A 22947-nucleotide genomic window follows, 5' to 3' on the forward strand; every position below is an offset into this window, starting at 1 on the left:
AGCATTGGATAAAGCTGATGTTTGCGGGGGCTTCCGGTACTGGTGTGGCATTACGGGATTGGATTGTTTCTCAAAACTGCCATCATGTAGCTATGGAAAGCACTGGTATCTATTGGATGCCGATTTATGAAATATTGGAAGAGGCTTTCTCTGGAGATATTACCCTGTTCGTTGTAATGCGCGCCATATGAAAAATGTTCCTGAAAAAAAGACCGATATGCGGGCTTCTGAATGGATTTCTACCTTGCTTCGCGCCGGACTTCTGAACGGAAGTTTTATTCCCGAAAAAAGAATTCGGGAATTCCGCGATTTTTTAGGAAATGATAAGGCGATTCTAGAGGTGGCTAAACGATATATGGGGGAAAAAACTGCATTGCTCCAAATGAAAGTTGATAGAGAATTAGGAAGGTTATAGAAAAAACTGGCAAAAGGACGAAAGAGTGGGAAAAAATGAATATGTTGGTTATTCTGACTTTTAAATTATTAGGTTGAACTAGAAGATTAGAACAAGCTACTTTGCAATCTTTGATATATAACCCCAAATGGTAACAACGCATCTACTTATTCCTCATATCATACCCTCAAATTGGGCAGTATAATAGACACAGATGGGTAGGTGTTAGGGTGGATATACAAGGTAGAATACGTGAATTAATGGAAGAGCGCAGTTGGACGGAATACCGCTTAGCCAAAGAAGCAAATTTGTCGCATTCCACAGTGGCAAATATGTTTAACCGGAACAATGCGCCGACTTTTCCAACATTAGAAGCAATATGTAGCGCATTCCAAATGACGTTATCTCAATTTTTCTGCGAAGATGGAAATCTAATTGAATTAACAGACGAAGAGAAAGAACTGATTTCAAGGTGGAAACAGTTGAGCGCAGAACAGAGGAAAGTGTTATTGGAATTGATGGGTGTAATATAAAGCCTGCACGGTGTGAGTGTTAGGCTTTTTTTGTTGTATCAAAGATTAAAGTGGTGAGGAAATATGTTGAGGATAGGTATTTGTGATGACATAAGAGAAGAGGTTGAAAAACAGGAAAAACAGGTACGGCAAATTACATATCAGATAGGAATCCGGGCAGACATCAGAAAATGTTATTCAGGTATGAATCTTTTGATGGAAATAGAACTGAGCGGACAATTCGATATTATCCTGCTGGATATTGAACTTGGTGGGATGAATGGCATTGAGACGGCACGCCAGATCAGGGAGAGCGATGTAAATTGTAATATTATTTTCATCACGTCCTTTGAACAATACAGTAAGGAAGCAATCAGCGTACACCCCTTTGCATTTGTTGATAAACCTATTACATATGCACAAATGGAAAAGCTTATCAGTGATGTTTACGAAAAATTACAGATTGATGATAAATTTGCCTTTAAATCTAACAAAACATACTACAATATTAGTCTGAATAAAATTATGTATTTTATGAGTGAAAAAAGAATTACAAATGTATATTTTATAGATAAAATTTGTACATTTTATGGTAAAATGAATGATGTAGAAATAAATTTGAGGAAGAAGCAGGTGGACTTCTGGAGGATACATCATTCGTTTTGGTTAATCCGAGGTATATAGAAGAGTACCATTATGACAAAGTTGTTCTGCAGAATGGCATATCATTGGAAATCAGCAGGGCAAAGAGGGAGAATACACGTTTGATGTACATGAGGAAACTTGGAAAATAGGGAGAGAGAGGAAGGAAAATGACAATCGCATTAATATTGGTAGAAATATTTACAGTGATTATGCAGAGAAATGTATGTGAAAAAGCATTTGACCGAAAACCGGCAGGAACAGCGGTACAGTTCATGGTATGGGCAGCTTTTTATATCATTTCAAATGTGACTACATATTTTTTTGAATTGCCGTCATGGCTAAATATGGTAATTTTTTCAGTGTCCTTTTTTGGCGTTTTAACCTGGTTATATGAAGGTTCTATTAGAATCAAACTTGTGCTGGTTCTGTTTTTGTGTCTGATAGGAATGCTGTCAGAGGTGATGGTTTGCTTCATCGGAATTTTGTGCGGCATAGATATTATACATATGATGGGAAATACAGATGTCGCAATCATGTATACGATTTTATCAAAATTAGTCTGGTTTGTTGAAATCAAGATTGCGCTGCTGTTTTTGAAAAAGAATAAAAATATAGTAATCAGAAATATGGACTGGCTAGAGGTGTTTATTGTGCCGGTGAGCAGTATTTTTATTGTTATGGCGATGTTTGTACCATTGACAGATGAGTATGTATGGGCGAAATTGCTTGCATCCATATTGATATTGATTGTAAATCTTTTTACATTTTATAATTATAATGAATTACAGGAAAAAGCATTGTATCAGGCGGAAAGGCAGTTCTTGACGCAGCAGGTGGAAAATTATGCGGTTCAGCTTCAGGAAATGAGTAAAACATGGCAGCAGGCACGGGAGTACCGTCATGATATGAAGCAAAGGTATCTTTTGATTGAATCCTATTTAAATCGAAATGAATATGAAAAGATACGGGAACTATATCAGCAAAGTGTAGAGACTTTAACAGAAGAGGACAATCTTTCAAAGACAGGAAATGTAACTTTTGACACAATAGTCAATTACAAGGCGGCAGTTGCGCAGAAGAACCATATAAACGTAAAATTGGATACCATGATTCCGTATGATATGAAATTAGAGGACGTCGATTTATACAGTCTGTTGGGAAATCTGTTTGATAATGCGATTGAAGCAGCTAGTAAAGTAGACATAGAAGAGAGAGAGATAAAACTGCTGGCAAAAATGTCTGGAAATAATTTGTATTTGGAAATGGATAATCCCTATACTGGCAATCTGAGAAAACAGGGGCGGAATTATCTTACAACAAAAGGGGATAAGAATGAACATGGATTAGGGCTTAGAATTGTAGAAAATATTATCAACCGTCATAGCGGTCAAATGATTATAGATGATAAAGAGAATTATTTTAGAATAAAAGTGCTTCTTTATAATATTGGAAAATAGTATTAGAAATAAGAGCGACTGTCGTAATATGTGTGTTGCGGAACCCAGGTGTTGAAATCAAGCAGATTTTGGCACCTGTTTTTTTGCCTGAAAACAAAAAGTTACAAGTAACAATGAAGTTTTTTACAAAAATAGGGAGAAAAAAAGAAAGCCATATACTTTGGGATATACGCGGTAACCTACAGAAGAAAAATGGAGGAAAATGCAGCATATCCCAGTAAACATGAGAAGACTGATAAAAAGTACTGCTCAAAAAGCGGTGTATGAGATATGGAAGAAACAAGTAAAAAGGCAAATGTCAAAATGCTTGTTAATTTCATCATACACTGATTTTTTTGTTTGACATAAGAGTGGCTCGCGAAGCGTGTCACTCGTTGTTTTTCATGAAGTTCATGAGGTGTAATATCCGGGCGCCGCCCTTTTCGATTTTGAAAATTTACAAAATCGGAAAGGAGCAAGTCAAAGATGGCAGAAAGAGAAAAATATTATATCGGATTGAACGGACAAATCTTTGAAGTCAGTAAGGAACTTTACGAGACATATTACAAAGGGCAGCGCAAGGAGAAATACTTTACCCATGATCTGAAGCAGGAACATACAAAGGTGGATAAGGAAACCGGAGAGATGATTGTCATTCCCAGCAGGGAAGATTCTTATGAGCGGCTTCTGGAAGCAGAGAAGCAGTTTGCAGAGGAAACGGAGAAAGTAGAGGATGTGGCAGTTCGGGCGGTCATGCTGGAGTAATTGAACGATGCCTTACGTACACTTACAGACGAGGAGACAGCTATCATTCATGCCCTGTTCTACCAGGAGATCAGTGAGGTGGAACTGGCGAAAAAATTAGGAATAGCCAGAACTATTGCCTCTTCATTTATTGGCTAAGTAGATGAAGGGGCAATAATCAGTTATATAATAAATCAGCAGATTCTTGATGGTAATTCAATTATAAAGACAATTACCATGCTGAAAATATAAAGAATATGGCAACTAAAAATGTATGATTGCAGATATATATGCTAAATATTATTATATGTCTTATCTACAAAATAAAACAGGAGGTTTTTGCAATGCTTTTAAAAGAAGAAATCAATAAATATTTGAATTATTGTAAATTTCAAAAGGAACTTGATGATAAGACAATAAAGGCATATAAGGCGGATTTGGAACAGTTTATTACAGTAATAGGAGAAAATAATCCAGATAAAGAAATGCTGAATGCATATCTTGTATACCTTCACCGTATGTATAAGCAAAAAACAGTCAAGAGAAAAATTGCCAGCGTGAAGGCACTGTTTCATTATTTAGAGGAAGAAGAACTGATAGAGATAAATCCATTCCATAAAGTAAAGACAAAGTTTCGGGAGGAAGTGATTTTACCCAAAATTATTCCGAGAGATATTATAGAGCAGTTGCTGAATCATCTTTATAAGGAAAGAAGTATTAAAGAATATTCAGAGTGGCGTAAAAAAATCATTTTAAGAGATATCGCAGTAGTGGAGACGCTTTTTTCTACAGGGCTGCGCATCTCGGAATTGTGCAATTTGCAAAATAAATATGTAGACTTAAAAAACGGTGTGTTATGTATTCAGGGCAAGGGAGGAAAGGAGCGATATCTTCAAATAGGAAATAATGACGTACTGTCTATACTGAATGCCTACAAAAAGTCCTTTGAAGATGAGATAAAGAAGCAGGGATATTTTTTTGTCAATCGTTATGGAAATGCGCTGTCTGAGCAATCAGCCAGGAGCATGATACATAAATATGCCGGTGAAATTCAGGCAGATATAAATATTACACCGCATATGTTCCGGCATTCCTTTGCGACCTATCTGATGGAGGAGGACGTAAATATCAGATACATACAAAAAATGCTGGGACATGCTTCGATTACCACAACGCAGATATATACATATGTAACGACTGAGAAGGAAAAAGAGATACTGCAGACAAGACATCCGAGAAATAAGATAAATATAGGAGAAAAATTCGATAATTTGGTATATTAAGATTGCTAAATATTGGGAAAGTTTGTATAATTAATATAGTAACGATAATTAGGAATTATCGGGTGGATTTCAGCAATGAAGTAGATGGGATGAAAGACAATCTATCGTTATCTGTTGGAAATACAATAGAATTTGGATATAAGATAATACACAATTATTCGAAGTATGAAAGGCTTTAATTTTATGAATATAGATGATGCTATATTAAATAGATTCAGCTGTCGAGAATTCTCATCAAAACAACTAACAGACTCACAAATAACAGAAATTTTAAATGTTGCTCGTTATGCTCCATCTCCCAAAAATCGTCAGCCCTGGCGTTTTTTCATTGTTAGGAACGCGGAGAGAAAGACGTTTGTGAAAATTTTCGAGAAAAATGGAGATATATTTTGCTGCGCAGATAAGCTTAATGAATTTAACAGTGAAAATCAAACGTATAAAATTTTGAATGAAGCAGATACCATCATTTTAGTTTTCAACCTGTATTACAGCCGTACTATACTGGGAAAAGACGATCCGCTCTTTGATGTGACTAATATTCAGGCAATCGGTGCAGCCATTCAAAACATGCTCCTAAAGGCAACGTCCATGGGTATTGGAAGCCTGTGGGTATGTGATGTGTTTTCCCACAATCAACAACTTTGCAGTCAATATTGCCCCGATGGACAGTTAATTGCCGCTATCGCATTAGGATATCCGAAAAAAAACGGTTTAAAATCATTTCGAAAGCCTCTCGAAGACTTAATTATCACTAAACAGGAGTAGAACTATGGATAAATTCATTTGGATAGGACCAAGAGAATCAGATATATGGGATTGCCAAGAGCTATTTGATGGTTCTGTAACAATATTTGGTTCAAATAAAAATAATAATATTTCATATTGTGCGCAAAATAATGTCCGTATAGATCATAATGTTCCTGGCTGTGTTGAAAATGCTTTTTGGAATGAAAATATTCAAAAAGCGATGGATGCACATCCTAATTGTAAAATAATGTATTATAACAACGAATATAGTATTGAACTTCCTAAAGAACTTCGAGATAAAGTAGTCTGTTGTAACCAACTCAGCCTGCTGAAGACGCTTGCAGATAAGTCTGCTATGAGAATTTCCATTTCAAACTATATCCCGACAGTTCCATTTCAGCAAATATTATATAGCAAAAATATGGATATCGCGACAGTATTTCCTATGGCAAACAAACTTATATTTCAAGAAAATAATTCTTCAGGCGGATATGGTACGCATCTCATAGATATCCATAATTTAAACGAGCTGGATAAATTCGAGGGAAGGTCATTAATGCTGTCACCATATTTTCAAAACTCGATTTCGGTAAATGTACATATGGTTATTGGAAACGATGATATTTTATATTTCCCAGGTTCTGTCCAAATTATACAAGCTTTAAATAACAAACTTCTTTATTTAGGAGCTGATTATATTGTCTTTCAGACAATTTCTTTGGAAAATAAAATGCTATTGAAAGAATATTCTCATATTATAGGAGAGCATCTTCAAACTTTGGGTTATAGAGGTGTGATTGGCTTTGATTTTTTGATTACCGAAAAAGAAATTATGTTTTTAGAAATAAATGCACGTTTTCAAGCTTCGACTCCGTTACTCAACAAAGCGCTTAAGCATCAAAATTTACCTACAATACAGCAGATGCATCTTTATGCCTTTACAAATCAGCAATTGCCAAAACAATCGGAAATTGATAGCTTGGTAATTCCTTACAGCATGATTTCCTATATAGAAGGGACTTGGAAAAAATCATATTCTGTATTGAAGGAAAACTGCCCACCTGAAATAGACTCGATCTGTTGGGATGGATTTGATGTTAAAAATAGTATCAAAAAAAATGGATATCTGTTTAAATTAGTCTTTAACACTAATTGCACATCTATAAACGCTAACTATAAATTAGATATTTATGAAAACCTTTTGGATATCGAAGATGATTTTTTTCATTCGATTGCAGTTGAAAAAAATCCCCTCGAGACTAAAATTTCTCTTTTAAATCAAGGGGTACTGTTATCGGCAGAGGCAAAATTACATATTGAAAATATGGGGAAAATCCGTAAAGCTGTATTCAGTGCGGTTGACTTGAAAATTTTTGACTTTTTATATGTCAATTGTCCACGAAACCTCAAGTTTAGCAGCTTTACACCGTGGCGAGTTGACATCAGTGATCAAAAAGATCTGCTCTTATATTTTTATGATTATGAAATAAGTCCGGTAACTTTTGACTTAGAAGACAGGTATTGCAATTGTACTACGCCGTCCAATATTCCCTTTTCACGGATATGCTTTTGGGCAACTGACCGATTGCGTATTCATCACAATCTATCATGTTGCTTAAAGCAATGCGGAGAAGGGTGCAAATTTTGTGAAATTCAGCCGGAGCAAAATAAATTGGAACTTGATGAAGTGTTTCAGGTTATTGACTTTTATCTGGATAAAGCAAATACATTTAATCATTTTCTTATTGGTGGGGGGTCTGAGCCACGTTCTATAGAGCCCGAAAATATTTTGAAGATAGTAAAACATATCAGAGAAAAAAGTGAAAAAAATATTTATGTTATGAGCCTTCCTCCTCAAAATTTACAAGTGTTGAAAGATTATTATGAAGCAGGTGTAACAGAAATCGGCTTTAACATTGAAATATTTGATCCGCAAATGGCTACATTGTACATGCCTGGAAAAAGTAAGCTCTCTCGTCAGGAATATATCCAGGCATTAAAAGAAGCCACCCGATTTTGGAAAACCAAGGGAAAGGTTCGCAGTCTTATCATTGTAGGTTTAGAACCAGAAGCCAGCCTATTAAATGGTATTCAAACGTTATGTGAAATAGGAGTTATGCCCATTCTTTCTGTTTACCGTCCGATTCCAGGAACCGCTACAGAAAACATTGTACCGCCCTCAAATCGTTATCTTAGAGAATTATATAAAAAAGCCACAGATATATGTCATAGATATTCGTTGCATTTGGGACCAGATTGTCCAGCATGCCAAAATAATACGCTTAGTCTTCCGTTTTAACCGCTTGAAAACTCCGTTGATAGAGGCTGTCTAATACATCATCTTCGCCATTTAAAAATTGTATTTCCAATCCGGCAATTTCAATGCCGGATTGTTTTAAATTTTTACGAACATTTATTAACTCTTCCATAAATTCGTTTTCAACATTTGTACCAATATGCAATACCTTTTGGTTTTCCTGTCCATTTCCCATGTATAGACGTTTGAGTTCTTTGCGTAATTTGGTAATATATGAATAACTATTTTCTTTCTTTTTCTTTGCTTTTTTGTTTGGTGAATCCTTTCTTTCCTTCATATAGTTTCCAAACGTTACAGCTCCGGTTCCAATAGTAATAATGGTAGCAAAGTCCGTAAGGAATGGTTGAAGCAAATGGTATATGCTGGCAGCATTTGACAACAAACATTGAAATTCACCAGATGAGACATAATCTATGATGTTGGGAGAATTATGACGTATCTCAACATGCTTACTATCCAGCGAAACCCCACATAAAGCAGCGGCTTCATCTAGCGCTTTAAGTAATATTCCCAGATTCTTATAATCTTCTGGTTCAATATTGGTTTTGATCACCATTGTTAAAACCGGATTGTTATTAGGTACATCAAACAGTAATTTTTTAATCATTGGAAAATAGAGGCAAAATTGATGATACTCACCCCCTGTTAAATAAGTAACTGAAAGTTGCTTACTAATTTCAGAATATAAAAGCATTCTTTTTTTGCGCTCCATATTCAAGATTTGTGCCGCTTGAATACAGTAAAAGTATAGTGAACGGAAATCATGTTTTTCTATACTTGTTTTAATTCCGGTTTCATTACTTAGAAGAGCCAAATCCCATTTGTTTTGCACAATATAGCAATTAACCAATGGAAAATATTGTTTTTGATCGTTGAAAAAAACAACAAAATCATTGATCATTTCTCTATATTCTTTTACTGTCAATTCTGACCGCTCGCTGCTGTGAGAAGATACAGTAATATTATCTGAAGTGTTAAATACATATTGAAGCCCATTAAATGTATATGGAATCTGTAAAAAAGGAAGACAAACGTTATTCATAGTAACTTTATCAAAAAAAGTATAATTCAAAGTCACCTGACGTAAATCTAAATCTTCTAAAATTGTTTTGTGAAAACGGCAAAGTTCAAAAGTTGACGAATCAATTCTTGTATTTCTTATAATTCCAGAGTAAAATTCTGTACCTACATAAGAGCAACCATGGATGATACTATCTTGAATAGCACAATACACCAAGGTACTATTAGCAAAATTACTGCCCCTAAAGGAACAGGCATGAAAAACATCTTCTGCAAAACTGCAATATTGTAAAGAAACATTGTCCAATTTTGCTTTCAAAAAGTCATTGTCTCTAAAAATGGTACCATTTCCACTTGCATTTGTTAGATCTGTTTCTTCCCAAATACCAGACTGAAAAATCTCTTGATAAAAAACGGCACCACGCATATCTTTAGGCATCTCTGTGTTATCCGAGCTTCCAATTTGTCCCCGAATATTATAGTCGCTTTTTATATGCTTAAAGATATTATCTGTTGCTTTTTTTACAATTTCATCATTAAATTCTTCAATCATAATGTTTTTCTCCGATATTGATAATTGTGTATTATCTTATATCCAAATTCTATTGTATTTCCAACAGATAACGATAGATTATCTTCCATCTCATCTACTTGAATGCTGAAATCCACCCCATAATTCCTAATTATCGTTACCATATTAAAATAAAATGAAAATTTTTTCGGCAGCCCACTTTACCTAGCGGCGAATTAGGTGAAGGGGTTTTCTTTTGTCTAAAATATTCCCCTTTTACTGCACTTTGACAACTTCATATCTGTGCATCAGGCACACATCCGACCGGCCGGAGAGCCGGAAAGCACAAGTCAGGGTACGCCATGACGGATCAGTGTGAAAAGAACCGCACTATCCTGAGCGGGAACTACCTGTGGCTTTACTGCCCGTGGTGGGGTAGGATGCGATGATACCGGTCGGAGATAATGATACTTCCACGCCAGTGGCCCGCATAAGTGACGGGAAAATGCACACCCACGTTTGAGAAAGAATGTGGGCGGTTTTTATGATGCCTGCTTACTGGCAGGATGGCTGATGCACCTTTTTATAAAGCAGTAGAAATCATGGGCTGGATGGAAGCTCATTTTTGTTAGTAAAAAGCCAAACCGATACCTTCCAGCCTATTCCTGTGCTGCTTTATGGCACTAAGAAATTTTAGGAGGCGTAACGATGGCAAAGAGTGCAGAAGAATTATTAATTTATTTATTTGATGAGATTTTACCGAAACATGGAATGAATCTGAGGGTAAAACAGAAAGAACTTTCTCTTGAAATGCTCCGGGCATTGCAGGAAAACAAACTGGCTTTATGTGAGGCGGAAGTGGGGACAGGAAAAACTCACGCATATATCCTTGCACTGACAGTACATAACATTTATTCAGATAAGAAGATTCCGGCAGTCATATCAACATCCACCATAGCCCTGCAGAAAGCATTGACAGAGGAATACATACCGCAGATATCCGGCATCCTTTTAGAGCACCATGTAATTGACAAACCATTATCTTTTGTGGTGCGGAAAGGAAAACGGCATTATGTCTGTGACTCCAGATTGAAGATATATGAGACATCCATAAAAAATTTGCAGAGAGAAGCGGATGCCAATCTGATACTGGAACTGGCAAGGCTTGGGGAGCAGGAATTTGACAGGATTGATTTGGATGATGCCGTGCTGACACCCTATGTAAAAGGCAGAATCAACGTGTTTCACTGCAATAAGTCATGTCTTTATTCGCTTTTATGCAGATTTATGAATTTTAAGAAAAAGTGCATGACGGATAATTTTGATTTTCAGATTACGAACCATAATTATATCCTTGCCGATCTGATTGGACAGAAGCAGGGCAGAAAACCTCTTTTTCCGGGATATGGGGCAATGGTGTTTGATGAGTCCCACAAGCTGATAGATGCCGCAAGACAGATGTACAGCACAGTCTGGGACGAGCAGGATGCGGAATTTATCGTGGGTTTGAGTGAAGTGAACAGAAGAACCACAGGCATGGATGAACTTACTGTATTGCGGAGTCAGCTTGTGGAATATAACAGACAGATATTTGACAGACTGGCGGGAGATTTAGCAGGAAACCACACCAGAGAGGGAAGCAGGATTGAAATAGTGATAGGTTCCATGGAAAAAATTTACATAAGGCACATGGCAAAGGCTTTAGAGCAGCTTCCCTTATCCTATCAGGAAAACAGCGGACAAAAAATGCGGATGCAGGGCCTGAAAAAGCGTTGTCAGGAGCTGACGGACAAGCTGACCGTATTTCTAAACAGCGGAAATGCAATCTGCTGGATGGAAAAGAGGGAGAACGGCAGGCTTGCCCTGTGTGCGGTTCCAATGGAACTGGAACAGGTTTTATTCCGTGACATCTGGAGCAGACCGATACCGGTTATTATTACGTCCGGCACAATGTCAGTCCGGGGGGATTTTGGGCACTTTAAGAGAATGACAGGGCTTTCCTTTGCAGCTTTATCAAGAATCATGGAAACCAGCAAGCCCTCACCCTTTGATTTTCAGAGTAACGGTCTGCTCTATATACCGGAGCGTATGCCGTTTCCGAATATCCGGGATGACAGATACATACAGGCGGTCATGGCGGAAATATTGCAGATAGTGTCTGCCACTCATGGGCATACCCTGATCCTTTTTACATCCTATTGGCTCATGGAGAGGGTGTTTTATGGTCTGAAGGAGCAGCTTTCTGATTATCCGCTGTTTCTCATGGGCAGAGGTAGACTGGATGTAATAAGTAGCTTTAGAAGAAGCGGAAACGGAGTGCTGTTTGCCAGTGACAGCGCCGGAGAGGGAATTGACCTTGCAGGGGATATCCTTTCCAGTCTGATCGTGGTAAAACTGCCGTTTCCCGTGCCGGATCCGGTCATGGAATACCAGAGAAACCAGTATGAGGGCTTTGATTTATACCGCAGGGACATCATTATCCCGGAAATGCTGATTAAACTCAGACAGTGGTTCGGGCATGGCATCCGCAGGGAACAGGACACGGCGGTATTTTCTATCTTAGACAGCAGAGCATCCTTGCGTGGCAGATACCGGGCAGAAATTCTGAATACCCTGCCAACCATGCCGGTCACGGACAGGCTCATGGATGTGGCAGACTTTATTATAAGGAAGAAAACAGACAGTTATTTTATGGATAAAGACCGGGAAGAAGAATGAAAATCATAGGAATCGTAGTGAGTACTGTAACAGGTGCTCTGCTTCTTATGGCCTTGGCAGCTTGCATTGCAGTTGTCAGGGCTGGGGAATGTATGAGAGCGTTGGAAGAAATGAAAGAAATGAAAAGATTATAGAGGAATATCGAACAAGCTGGCTGTCATATAGTGAGATAAGCCAGCTTGCTGCTTCGTGGAGAGAAAAAATGGAAGAATGGGAAAAACTGAAGTCGGTTGATATACGAACAGTTAATCGAGATGGACTCATAGATGTAACAAGAATCCCGGAAGATGATTCAGACGATGTGGATAAAGAAATGCAGATGAAAACTTTTTTAAGAAATGTTAAAAATCCGTATTGCTTTATGGTAGGAGATGTAATAGTAAAATCTTCTTTTACAGAAGGAGTCAGCCTGAAACAAAGATTACGGGAGTTGGCAGATGGAATATAGAATGAAAATTGCTATAAAGGTCTGGAAAAAAGGAAAGTTCTGTGCTAATATATGCATAGGACTAAATGAATAGAAACCACTTCTTATTTTTATAGCAGATTGTTCTGGCTAATATGAATAAGGAGTGTTTTTTTATGCTATCAAACAACTTATCTAAAACATATCTATGCGGAGGTTATCTGCGTTTATCCAAAGAGGATGGGGATTTTGCCGGGAGTGAAACGCTGCAAAGCAACAGTATTGAAAATCAAAAAGAATATATTGAAGATTATATACATAGTAAACCGGAAATAGAGATTGTTGACTTCTATATTGATGACGGTTATAGTGGCGTGAATTTTGACAGACCTGATTTTCAAAGAATGCTACAGGATATCAAAAACAAGAAGATAGATTGCGTCATTGTAAAAGACCTGTCACGACTAGGAAGAAACTATATTGAAGTTGGAAAGTATATTGAGAGACTTTTTCCTTTACTGGGTGTACGTTTTATCGCAATTAATGATAATTTTGACAGTGCTGATGATACAGCGGTATCCAATAATATCATTATTCCTTTTAAGAATTTAATCAATGATGCGTATTGCAGGGATATTTCAATTAAAATCAGAAGCCATTTAGAAGTAAAGAGGAAACGTGGAGAATTTATTGGTGCCTTTGCGGTCTACGGATATATGCGAGGGAAAGATAAAAATAAACTGATTGTTGATCCTTATGCAGCAGAAATTGTAAAAGAGATATTTGGTATGAAGATGGACGGAATGAGCCAGCAGGCGATTGCGGATGAATTGAATAGTCTAGGGATTCTTTCTCCGGCAGAATACAAGAAGGAGCAGGGGAGCGGGTATAAGACGGTGTTCCAGACACACAGTAAGGCGAAGTGGACCGCAATGGCAGTTATGCGTGTTTTGACAAATGAGATCTATGTGGGAACTCTGATACAGGGAAAGGAGAGTACCCCTAATTATAAAGTCAAAGTGCGGGAAAAGAAGCCACGGGAAGAATGGATCCGGATTGAAAATGCACATGAGGCAATCATAAGCAGAGCTGATTTTGAAATTATTTCAGATATTATACAGAAAGATACAAGGGTAACAGCAGGAAAAAGAGCGGTCTCCATATATTCCGGTTATCTGGTTTGTGCGGATTGTGGATGCAGTATGGTAAGAAAGAAGGCATATAGTGGTTCTTTTGAATATGTATATTATGTCTGCTCTGGAAATAAGAAGAACAAAGATACATGTAGCAGTCATAGAATCAGTGAAAATGCCTTAAATCTTGCCGTAACAAAAACATTGCAGCTTCATTTGAAGCATTTGGCTGATTTACAGGAGAGTATCCTGTACATACGGAAAACATCTTGTAATTCAGACAAGATAAAAATGATGGTACTGCAATCCGAAAAAATAAAGGGAGATATTGAAAAGTATAATCGCTTAAAATTGGAATGTTATGAGGACTATAAAAATGAACTAATTACTCAGGACGAGTATCTGCTGTTTAAGAAGGAATTAGATAACAGAATAGAAGATACTAAGAAGGCTGCTACGGAATTGAGCAAGAAAAAAAGAATGCTATTAGATGGCAGATATGAAAAAGAAAGTTTCATGGAGAAATTTTTGACAAGCAAAGATATAGAGTTAAAGCGTTCCTTATTCGTTCGGTTTATCAGTCAGATATATGTGTATGAAGATCGTCGGATAGAGATTATCTTTCGCTATCAGGATGAAATCGAGCAATTAGCTGGACTGGTAGGTGAGATCAAGCAGGAAACGGCTGTTCGGGAGGTGATTTGATGGCACGAAAAGTCAGAAATCATCCGGTTCCGAGAGATAAGATGAGTGAGAACAAATTATCGGAACAGACCCCAAAAGTTAAAACACATGATTTTTCCGTTGCACTTTACATTCGGCTGTCTAAAGAAGATAGCGGAAAAAACAATCAAAATACAGTGGAAAATCAAAAGGCGCTTTTGGAAGATTTTGTAAAAGATAAGCCGGATATGAAAGTGGTTGATATTTATATCGACAATGGATTTAGTGGAACAAATTTTGAACGCCCTGCTTTTCAGAAAATGATGGAAGATGCGAAACAAGGTAAGATTAACTGCATTATCGTAAAAGATCTTTCTCGTTTTGGACGTAGTTACTTAGAAGCAGGAAATTATTTGGAAAAAATATTCCCTTTCTTAAACATTCGGTTCATTTCTGTTACAGACCACTTTGATACTTTTGCCGTAATTTCTTCTGAAGATGGCAGGGGAGTAGCGAATGGGATAGAAATTCCGCTGAAAAATATTATCAATGAGGTGTATGCAAAGGACATTTCCAGAAAAGTAGGCTCTGCTATAGAAATTCAGAAAAGAGAAGGAAGATATGGCGGTGGAGTTGCTCCATACGGTTATAAGAAATCAAGTACAGTTAAGGGTAAATATGAAGTGGATGAGGAAGCCGCCGAGGTGGTGCGTTATATCTTTAGATTGAGATCTGAGGGCTATGGATATTGCAGTATTGTAAAGATTTTGAACGAAAAAGGAATAAAGTCACCCAGTGCATACCGCTATGAAAAAGGGATTGTAAGGAACGAGAAGGGGAGTAATGTTCTTTGGAAAATCTATGCCATAGAGGATATGCTTCGTGATGAAGTGTACTTGGGAAACATGGTAAGAGGCAAGACACATTCAGCTATGCACAAGGGAGAAAAGAGACATTATGTTCCAAGGTCGGAATGGGTGATTGTTCCGGGAACCCATGAGCCTATTGTATCCAAAGAACTCTTTGAAGCAGTACAAGCGGTTAATGAAAAGAAAGCGCAGGAGTATAAAGATAATCTGGAAAAAGCAAAAGAAAATCCGAAACGTGACAATTTGTTTAAAGGCAAAATATTTTGTGGGGATTGTGGCATCACGATGGGAGGTGCTGTTGGTAATTACAATTCTATGAGCTACTATTGCCCCAATTACAGAGAAAATGGAGCAATGGGATGTGTTAAAAAGCATATCAGTGCAAGAAAACTGGAAAAAGCAGTATTAGAAGCGGTTCAGATACATCTGAAAATATTCTTAGAAGGCAGAGAAGAAATTCGGTCAAGAAATGGCAGTGCTGAAATCGGAAAGAGGCGAATGGTGCTTGAAAGTGAGACAAGAGACTTAAGACAAAAAGAGGCACAGTATCAGCAGAAATTAAGCAGCACCTATCTTGACTATAAAGATAAATTACTTACGGTTCAGGAATATTTCATGTTGAAAAATAAATATCAAGCTGCACTTGCAGAACTTGAGGTGGCTCGTAAAGAGAAAGAACTGCTTTTGAATAAAATGCGGGAGACTTATGGAGAGGATCTGGAACTATCTCACGCCGCAGAACAGTATTTCGGGCAGATGGTGGTTACAAAAGATATGGTGGATGCCCTAATAGAACGAATAGAAGTATTTGAAAAAGGGCGTATTCATATTATATTTCGATTCGAGGATGAATATCGGAGTTTACTGGAAAAGAGAGCTGATATGGAGCAGGAGGGAGCAAATTGAAAGAGAATTTTAATCTCTCTGATTTGAGTGTCCACTGTAGCGGACAGACGGGAGCAAGGATGAAGAAATATATGGTTGCAAAATATATCCGGCTTTCCATGGAAGATTTAGATTTATGCAATTCTGAAGAAAAGGCAGAGAGTGTAAGTATCAGTAACCAGAGAAATTTCATAGATACCTTTATAGAGCAAGGAGAAGAATTTCAGGGAGCAGAAATCAAGGAATTTGTGGATGACGGATATTCCGGCACTAATTTTGACAGACCGGCGATAAAGGAGCTGCTCCGGTCATGCAGGCAGGGAGAAATAGATTGCATTATCGTAAAGGATTTGTCACGTTTTGGACGAAATTATCTGGAAGTTGGAGATTATTTGGAACAGATTTTCCCGTTTTTGGGTGTTCGTTTTATCAGCATCAATGATGGGTTTGACAGTAAAGATTTTTTCGGACAGATGGGTGGAATGGATGTCGCTTTTAAGAATTTTATCTATGAGATGTATAGCAGAGATTTGTCTGAAAAGGTAAAAAGCGGAGTTACAACCTGCATGAAAAGGGGTGAATATTACGCAGGTTGCATGGTGTATGGCTACCAAAAGTCATCAGATGGTAAAAGAATGGAAGTTGACGAGGGTGCAGCAGTTACCATACGGCGTATTTTTCAGGAGTTGGCAGATGGAAAAGATGCAAAAACTTTGGCAATCGAACTAAATGCAGAGGGAGTGCCGACCAGGCTGACTTATAAGCAGGCAAAGGGAGAGCAGCTTAACCGGCATTATAAAGCAGATATATGGAATCGTAACAAGATACATTCTATTATCCATAACCGGGTATATCAGGGAGATATGGTGTATCGAAAGGCGGTCCGTACCCAAATTGGCTGTAAACAGAAGGTAAGACAGCCGGAAGAAAAATGGCTTGTGATACCGGATCATCACGAGGCGATTGTCAGTCGGGAACTTTTCAAAAAGGCGAATGACAGTATCAGAAAAGGGAAAATAGCGGTTTATGACCGTTCTGCTGTCCGCCGAGGAATTGTCTTTTGCGGATGCTGTGGAAATCGGTTAGAACTGCGGAAAACAAAGATACCTTATTATCTGTGTAAACGCAGAAATTTGCTGGACAATGCAAAGTGCAATGAGATTCGTATGGAAAAAGAACAGATTGAGCAGACGATATGGACTATCTGGCAGGAACATTGTAGATTGTTTGCGATAATCCCTGTTTCCAAGCTCTTTGAAAAACAGCAGGCGAAGTCGAAACAGCAGGAAAATAGACTAAAACAAAGCTTAGAGCGTTTTCCTGCTGAAAAAATCAAGCTGTACGAACGGTTCCGTTCTGGTATGGTAAAGCAGGATGTATTCTTAAAAGAAAAGGAACAGTTAAGCAGGCAGGAGGAAGTAGTACGGGGAGAAATAGAGAAAGTCTCTGAACAGATTGATATGCAGGAGGAAAGGGAAAAAAGCTATCGATGTGTTGCAGATCTTGTGAAAAGGTATGGAACGAGCGAAACATTGACAGAAGAGTTTATGAGGGAGATGGTGGAGAAAGTCATAGTATATGAAGATAAGCGGATAGAGATTGTCTGGAAGTATCGGGAGGAATTTGAAGAACTATTGTAAGATTAAAAAGAAGAAGTCTAAAGTGACAAAAGGGCTTCTTCTTTTTTCATCTAAAAATGCCATAGTTAATATTTTAGATGTCAATAGTAGGAAAATATTGTATAATATATTTATATTTTCTTGACGATGGAGGTATTAATCTATGGCGCAGATGACATATATCGAGAAAGATTACTTTGAGAGACTGTTTGACATGGAGAGGGGCTATGTATTAGACTTTACAAACTATACATATCAAAGGTTTGTTGCTGATACCATTAACATAGACGTTTATAAAAAGCTAAAGATTTGTGTGAGTATTTAATTGTGGGGGTTGGAACGGATGATTTTATGATTAGAAGAAAAAATAGAACGTCTATTTTGAGCTATGAACAGAGAGTGGAAATTGTAAAAGCAATACGCTATGTTGATGAAGTGGTTCCTGAAAATGATTTAGATAAAATAGCAGCCTATTACAAGTATGGTTTTGATGTTATGATTGCAGGAGAAGATCATCGTATGGAAAGTGTATATATAGATGCGGAAAGGGAATTAAAAAAAATGGGAGTGGCTGTAGTTTATATTGAGAGAAAAAAGCAGTGTTCTTCTACATACATCAGAAATAGAATTATTGAAATGTATAGTAAATTGTGATGAATTAGTAACAGAGGCAAGGTGTAAAACAAACTATAATTTTAGCATGAAGCAGCTAGGCATTTTAAATAAAAAGTATTATATACAAACAATGATTTATGAAATGCTCATGTTGTAGTTTGTCAACCCCAAAATCAAAATTTCTTCAAAAAAATTTGGTCCTTACTTGACATCAGCAGATGATGGACCAAATCCGGATTATACAGAAGAACTTCTTTCGGGGTTAAAAGAACGTGGTGTCAATGCCACGTTTTTTTTGCTGGGAAAAGAGGTTGAAAAATATCCTGATATCGTCAAAGATATTTCTGATTCCGGGCACTTGATCGGCACGCATTCTTACGAGCATGTCAATTTAAGCAATCTTTCCGATGCAGCGGCGATCGAGCAGGTGGATAAGACAAATGCCGCCATCCATGATATCACCGGAAAATATCCGGAGTACATAAGACCTCCGTATGGCTGCTGGAAATGTAATCTGGATTATGAGACAAAAATGATTGAGGTACTGTGGGACGTTGATCCGAAAGACTGGGCGACAGACAATTCCGGAGTGATCGCCAAAAGAGTGATCGATAAGGTAGAGGAGAATGATATCATTCTGCTGCATGATGCGTCGGAATCCTCGGTGAAAGCGGCATTTGCGATCATTGATGAACTGGAAAAAGAGGGGTATACGTTTGTGACGGTGGAGGAGATTTTGATGGAGTGAGCGGGGAAATATTTGACGAACGAAAAAAAGTCTAATAAAATACGAAAAGGAAATGTTTGGAAAAATATGTGGGATTAAGCAAAAAACTCCAAAACATGCATGTCAAATGTTATAATTGTCACAGATATAAAATAGCAAACGAAAGCGAAGGTATCAAAAAATGTCAGGCATTGTTTTAAAAATCATGATCATGGATACTCACCCACCGGTATGGCGGAGAGTTGTAGTACCTGAAAAAATGTCTTTTGCAGATCTGCATTGTGTGATTCAGGAGATTTTCGGGTGGGAGGATATGCATCTGCATATTTTCGAAAGCCCCGGAAATAGTTTTGAAATTGTAAAAAGTAAAAAAGATGCAGTGAAAAGTATGTTCATGATCGAGAAAAAAACACCGGTGGGACCGGTTTTAGAGCATGAAAAATGGGTTCGTTATACCTATGATTTTGGCGATGACTGGCAGCACAAGGTGATATTTGAAAAAAAGATGCCGGAATATACAGCAGATCATGCCGCAATTTTGAAGGTAAAAGGAGACAATTTTATTGAAGATTTCTGTGGTGACTGGGATGAAGATATGCAGCCGGAAAAATACGATATGGAAGCAGTCAATCATAATCTTGAAAAAATGCATTTTAAGGAAACAGATATGCCGGACGATTATGAGCAGATGATGAAAGGTATCGAAGCCTTTAAAGAGAACAAAAAAGAATTTTATGAATATTTCAGGGAGCAGGCAGAAAAATTTTTGAAAAATCTGGACGATGCCGCGAAAAAACAGTCCGTCATACGAAAAGAAGTAACTGCATGGAAAGAATTCTGCAATAAAGAGGCGAAAGGAAATATCTGTAAAATGCCGCCTCATCGGACATGTAAGGAATTAATTCACAGGCTGAGTGAGCAGCAAACAAGGGATTACAGCAAGTATCTCCAGCTTTCATATGATTATGAAAAGGAAGATCCGGGTATATTAGCGGATGCCATCAATGAAGAACTGACAAAGCACCCGGAGTATTATCTTTATATTCTGACAGAAAATAATATACGGGAATTTGAGAAAATAAGCGGGTTTGTGGAAAATAAAAAATACACAGCAGACTATGATACAATTATGAAAGGTATCGTATTGGGACTTTTACATGTGCAGGTTCCGCCAAAAACAGAGGCAGCATATGTGTTTCCTGCTATTGATTTCAAAGAAAGGTTTGCTTTGATAACGTCATTAGACCGGAAAAGGTATCGGAAAGAGATTGATGATATTACCGGAAAAATAATGAAACTTCTGCTTACGTATATATTGTTAGAACTCAAGGATTTTCATGAAATTTTTGAAAATGTATGGAATATGAACCTTTCAGAGAGGGATTTCCTTCGGTATGTGTACTGGTATGGCAGTTTTGGAAAGCAGTTTCAGACTTTACGAAGAAGTGATACCGGGAAAAGTTATGCGGCACTTATAAATGTAGATAATGAACGGATTATTGAGGGACTGGAAAAGTTTGCCACAGATCTTCCTTATAAGAAGTTTTCACAAAAAGAAGTTCTTTCTGTCTCCACGAATATTGCTGATCTTGGACAATGCTGGCAGATTTTGGCACAGGAGCTTGATGAAACACTGGATATGTCACAGGATGATGTTTCGGATATGATAGAACTGATTTTTAATGAAACAGTCAGTGGATGCAGTGCAGATGAAATATTTGATACAATCTTACTGCATGAGGAACAGGCTGGAAAAACAGTTCTTTTATACGACCGGATGAATATCTGGCAGGTTGTACTTGAAGGTATCATGACACTTGGACTCCCAATGCTTCATGGATATTCCAGGATGGAGTATGAGAAAATCACCGGGAAAAATGCATTTGAAACAGACGTTTTTGCGGCAGATATAGAACGAGAGGAGATCACACAGGACACATCATTAAAAGATATGCCTGTAAAAATACAGGAAGAGATATACAGGGCTTTTTATGAAAACAGAGAGTCGGACAGACCAAAAGCATTAGAAAGGATCCGGAAGGGACTTTCCGTAGAAAATGCTGAATTAGATTGTCTTACGGCTTTGTCCTATATGGGTACTGGAAAATATAATAAAGCGAACACCATGTTTGCTGCAATTGCGGACCGGACAGAGGACGAGAGCGTAGAAGCACTGATCGATATGGTCGGAGAACAGGTAGCAGGAATCAGTGATTATTATATGAATCGGGTAGAAGAATGGGATCCGTTTGCCGGTATTGAAATGGATATGCCATATCAGCGGGAAGGTAAGAAAATAGGCCGGAATGATCCGTGCCCATGTGGAAGTGGGAAAAAATATAAAAAGTGCTGTGGAAAATAAAAATCATTTTTTCTCCTGCAGATCAAGCAGCGTCTCGGCGAGTTCCTTTAAACGAGCCTGATTCAGGTCGGTTAATTTACGGTAATAACTTAAGAGACGCTGTTCATCGGCAGTGAGTTCTGATTTGCGCTTTCTGGCATCTGCTGGTTTCTCGTAAATATCGGTAAGTCCGATCAGAAAGTCAGAAGTGGTATCAAGGGCTTTTGCGAGCCGGTTTAAAATTTCAGCCTTTGGTTCATAAAGGTTGTTTTCATATCGGGATAGGGTAGTCGGAGCGATACCGATCGTGTAAGCAAGATGTTTCTGGCTCATGTCGCGTTCTTCACGTAAAAATACAATACGTTCCCCGATACTGTTCATAGATGTTCTCCGTTTCTGTTTCTTTTATCTTAATATGCATTTCCTGACGCACATCTGCCGGAAAAAGCATTTTATCCATTTGCCGAATAATTCATGTTCATAAAAATAATGAGGAAACGGGAATAAAAATTTTTTTTTAATGAAACTTTTTTTGTTATTATTTTATCTAAATAAATGAAACTTACAAATGATAAGTAATAAAAACACGCAGGAGGATATTCAGAATGAGAAAAAAAACAATTTATGTATTAGCAACGGTAATGTGTATGTCCATATTTACAGCATGTGGAAGCACGAGTCGTGCTGATGCCGGAAATGAAGTGCAGCAGGAAGTACAGGCAGAGGATAATATGCAGAAGGAACAGCAGGCTGGTGCAGAGGGTAACGCTGAAACAGAGTTACAGACTGAAGCTGTACCGGAAAATACAGCTGAAGCGGTAACAGGCGAAGAGAAAACACTGAATGGAACGGTGGACGAGATCAAAGATTTTATGTTTATTGTGACAGATGATAGTGGTGCTTCCTATGAATTAAGTTTTGATGCAAAACCACAGGGATTGGAAAATGTTTCTGTTGGAGATAAAGTAAAAGTAACATATACCGGGGAACTTTCAGAAGTGGATGCATTTTCGGGAACAATTATTTCAGTTGAAAAGCAATAAGTAAAGTAATAAGTAAAGCCATGTGATACATATAGAAAATGTATCATATGGTTTTTTACTTTTTTACGGTTATGTGGAAAACGACTGGTGAAATATGATATACTTATCGCAAATGATGTTGAGACCGAAAGAGCTGGAAAAGATCAGGAAGAAGATTTCAGTAGAAAATGACGAATTAGATTGTCTTACAGCGATGTGTTACATGGGGACTGGAAAATATAGTAAGGCAAATTCTATGCTGGAAAAAATTGGAAAAAGACGCAACGGGCAGTTACCCATTTGCGTCTTTTTATATAGAAGAGCAATGAAACAACAGGAA

General features: G+C 37.7%; 19 protein-coding genes and 1 pseudogene. 18 read left to right on the plus strand and 2 right to left on the minus strand.

Annotation, left to right across the window (positions count from 1 at the left end; genetic code table 11):
- The 8 genes and pseudogenes from DXA60_RS14005 to DXA60_RS14045 all read left to right on the plus strand — a co-directional run.
- A pseudogene (locus DXA60_RS14005) lies at positions 1–340 on the plus strand (IS110 family transposase); the annotation flags it as partial.
- A 284-nt stretch (positions 341–624) separates the two neighbouring features.
- Positions 625–927 (plus strand): helix-turn-helix domain-containing protein, encoded by a 303-nt coding sequence (locus tag DXA60_RS14015; protein WP_227970749.1) that lies wholly within the window; start codon positions 625–627, stop codon positions 925–927.
- Between the two features lie 63 nt (positions 928–990).
- Positions 991–1590, plus strand: a complete 600-nt coding sequence (locus DXA60_RS14020; RefSeq protein WP_243006899.1) for a LytR/AlgR family response regulator transcription factor — start codon at positions 991–993, stop codon at positions 1588–1590.
- Positions 1591–1718: 128 nt separating this feature from the next.
- Positions 1719–3008: a sensor histidine kinase gene (locus tag DXA60_RS14025; protein WP_117921994.1), complete on the plus strand. Its 1290-nt coding sequence runs from the start codon at positions 1719–1721 to the stop codon at positions 3006–3008.
- A 465-nt stretch (positions 3009–3473) separates the two neighbouring features.
- On the plus strand, positions 3474–3752 hold the full coding sequence (locus DXA60_RS19290) for a hypothetical protein (protein WP_241070739.1): 279 nt from the start codon (positions 3474–3476) through the stop codon (positions 3750–3752).
- Between the two features lie 323 nt (positions 3753–4075).
- On the plus strand, positions 4076–5014 hold the full coding sequence (locus tag DXA60_RS14035) for a tyrosine-type recombinase/integrase (protein WP_117922035.1): 939 nt from the start codon (positions 4076–4078) through the stop codon (positions 5012–5014).
- A gap of 183 nt (positions 5015–5197) precedes the next feature.
- Positions 5198–5779 (plus strand): nitroreductase family protein, encoded by a 582-nt coding sequence (locus DXA60_RS14040; protein ID WP_158570880.1) that lies wholly within the window; start codon positions 5198–5200, stop codon positions 5777–5779.
- A gap of 4 nt (positions 5780–5783) precedes the next feature.
- Entirely contained in the window at positions 5784–8060 is a 2277-nt protein-coding gene (locus DXA60_RS14045; RefSeq protein ID WP_117921996.1) for a radical SAM protein, read from the plus strand.
- Here DXA60_RS14045 and DXA60_RS14050 read toward each other — a convergent pair.
- Entirely contained in the window at positions 8044–9651 is a 1608-nt protein-coding gene (locus tag DXA60_RS14050) for a pentapeptide repeat-containing protein (protein WP_117921997.1), read from the minus strand. The genes DXA60_RS14045 and DXA60_RS14050 overlap by 17 nt on opposite strands.
- A 666-nt stretch (positions 9652–10317) precedes the next feature.
- Between DXA60_RS14050 and DXA60_RS14055 the strand changes: the two genes are divergently transcribed.
- The 9 genes from DXA60_RS14055 (at position 10318) to DXA60_RS19295 (ending at position 21606) form a co-directional block, all read left to right on the plus strand.
- Positions 10318–12327 carry an ATP-dependent DNA helicase gene (locus DXA60_RS14055; protein WP_117921998.1) on the plus strand — a complete coding sequence of 670 codons (2010 nt, stop codon included), beginning with the start codon at positions 10318–10320 and terminating at the stop codon, positions 12325–12327.
- Positions 12328–12529: 202 nt separating this feature from the next.
- Positions 12530–12775, plus strand: a complete 246-nt coding sequence (locus DXA60_RS14060) for a DUF6870 family protein (RefSeq protein ID WP_117921999.1) — start codon at positions 12530–12532, stop codon at positions 12773–12775.
- Positions 12776–12909: 134 nt separating this feature from the next.
- Positions 12910–14571, plus strand: a complete 1662-nt coding sequence (locus tag DXA60_RS14065) for a recombinase family protein (RefSeq protein ID WP_158570881.1) — start codon at positions 12910–12912, stop codon at positions 14569–14571.
- A complete protein-coding gene (locus DXA60_RS14070; protein WP_117922001.1) occupies positions 14571–16304 on the plus strand; it encodes a recombinase family protein in 1734 nt (577 codons plus the stop codon). The genes DXA60_RS14065 and DXA60_RS14070 overlap by 1 nt, the downstream gene beginning before the upstream one ends.
- A complete protein-coding gene (locus DXA60_RS14075) occupies positions 16301–17923 on the plus strand; it encodes a recombinase family protein (RefSeq protein ID WP_117922002.1) in 1623 nt (540 codons plus the stop codon). The genes DXA60_RS14070 and DXA60_RS14075 overlap by 4 nt, the downstream gene beginning before the upstream one ends.
- Before the next feature lie 142 nt (positions 17924–18065).
- Positions 18066–18227 (plus strand): hypothetical protein, encoded by a 162-nt coding sequence (locus DXA60_RS18700; protein ID WP_158570882.1) that lies wholly within the window; start codon positions 18066–18068, stop codon positions 18225–18227.
- A gap of 2 nt (positions 18228–18229) precedes the next feature.
- Positions 18230–18556: a glycerol-3-phosphate cytidylyltransferase gene (locus tag DXA60_RS14080; protein WP_158570883.1), complete on the plus strand. Its 327-nt coding sequence runs from the start codon at positions 18230–18232 to the stop codon at positions 18554–18556.
- Positions 18557–18722: 166 nt separating this feature from the next.
- Positions 18723–19265: a polysaccharide deacetylase family protein gene (locus tag DXA60_RS14085; protein WP_243006900.1), complete on the plus strand. Its 543-nt coding sequence runs from the start codon at positions 18723–18725 to the stop codon at positions 19263–19265.
- Between the two features lie 160 nt (positions 19266–19425).
- Positions 19426–21606 carry an IS1096 element passenger TnpR family protein gene (locus tag DXA60_RS19295; protein WP_243006901.1) on the plus strand — a complete coding sequence of 727 codons (2181 nt, stop codon included), beginning with the start codon at positions 19426–19428 and terminating at the stop codon, positions 21604–21606.
- 3 nt (positions 21607–21609) lie between these two features.
- On the opposite strand, the gene DXA60_RS14095 is transcribed toward DXA60_RS19295, so the two are convergent.
- Positions 21610–21966 (minus strand): helix-turn-helix domain-containing protein, encoded by a 357-nt coding sequence (locus DXA60_RS14095; protein WP_117922004.1) that lies wholly within the window; start codon positions 21964–21966, stop codon positions 21610–21612.
- A 224-nt stretch (positions 21967–22190) separates the two neighbouring features.
- Between DXA60_RS14095 and DXA60_RS14100 the strand changes: the two genes are divergently transcribed.
- A complete protein-coding gene (locus DXA60_RS14100; RefSeq protein ID WP_117922005.1) occupies positions 22191–22628 on the plus strand; it encodes a hypothetical protein in 438 nt (145 codons plus the stop codon).
- Positions 22629–22947 lie beyond the last annotated feature (319 nt).

This window comes from Roseburia sp. OF03-24, from assembly GCF_003463035.1.
Classification (GTDB): Bacteria; Bacillota; Clostridia; order Lachnospirales; family Lachnospiraceae; genus Roseburia; species Roseburia rectibacter.

What these genes read in the sequence shown, in the direction of transcription:
- DXA60_RS14020 (WP_243006899.1), top strand. Translation starts at nt 991, where the DNA reads ATGTTGAGGATAGGTATTTGTGATGACATAAGAGAAGAGGTTGAAAAA.
- DXA60_RS14025 (WP_117921994.1), top strand. Translation starts at nt 1,719, where the DNA reads ATGACAATCGCATTAATATTGGTAGAAATATTTACAGTGATTATGCAG.
- DXA60_RS19290 (WP_241070739.1), top strand. Translation starts at nt 3,474, where the DNA reads ATGGCAGAAAGAGAAAAATATTATATCGGATTGAACGGACAAATCTTT.
- DXA60_RS14035 (WP_117922035.1), top strand. Translation starts at nt 4,076, where the DNA reads ATGCTTTTAAAAGAAGAAATCAATAAATATTTGAATTATTGTAAATTT.
- DXA60_RS14040 (WP_158570880.1), top strand. Translation starts at nt 5,198, where the DNA reads ATGAATATAGATGATGCTATATTAAATAGATTCAGCTGTCGAGAATTC.
- DXA60_RS14045 (WP_117921996.1), top strand. Translation starts at nt 5,784, where the DNA reads ATGGATAAATTCATTTGGATAGGACCAAGAGAATCAGATATATGGGAT.
- DXA60_RS14050 (WP_117921997.1), bottom strand. Translation starts at nt 9,651, where the DNA reads ATGATTGAAGAATTTAATGATGAAATTGTAAAAAAAGCAACAGATAAT.
- DXA60_RS14055 (WP_117921998.1), top strand. Translation starts at nt 10,318, where the DNA reads ATGGCAAAGAGTGCAGAAGAATTATTAATTTATTTATTTGATGAGATT.
- DXA60_RS14060 (WP_117921999.1), top strand. Translation starts at nt 12,530, where the DNA reads ATGGAAGAATGGGAAAAACTGAAGTCGGTTGATATACGAACAGTTAAT.
- DXA60_RS14065 (WP_158570881.1), top strand. Translation starts at nt 12,910, where the DNA reads ATGCTATCAAACAACTTATCTAAAACATATCTATGCGGAGGTTATCTG.
- DXA60_RS14070 (WP_117922001.1), top strand. Translation starts at nt 14,571, where the DNA reads ATGGCACGAAAAGTCAGAAATCATCCGGTTCCGAGAGATAAGATGAGT.
- DXA60_RS18700 (WP_158570882.1), top strand. Translation starts at nt 18,066, where the DNA reads ATGGCGCAGATGACATATATCGAGAAAGATTACTTTGAGAGACTGTTT.
- DXA60_RS19295 (WP_243006901.1), top strand. Translation starts at nt 19,426, where the DNA reads ATGTCAGGCATTGTTTTAAAAATCATGATCATGGATACTCACCCACCG.
- DXA60_RS14095 (WP_117922004.1), bottom strand. Translation starts at nt 21,966, where the DNA reads ATGAACAGTATCGGGGAACGTATTGTATTTTTACGTGAAGAACGCGAC.
- DXA60_RS14100 (WP_117922005.1), top strand. Translation starts at nt 22,191, where the DNA reads ATGAGAAAAAAAACAATTTATGTATTAGCAACGGTAATGTGTATGTCC.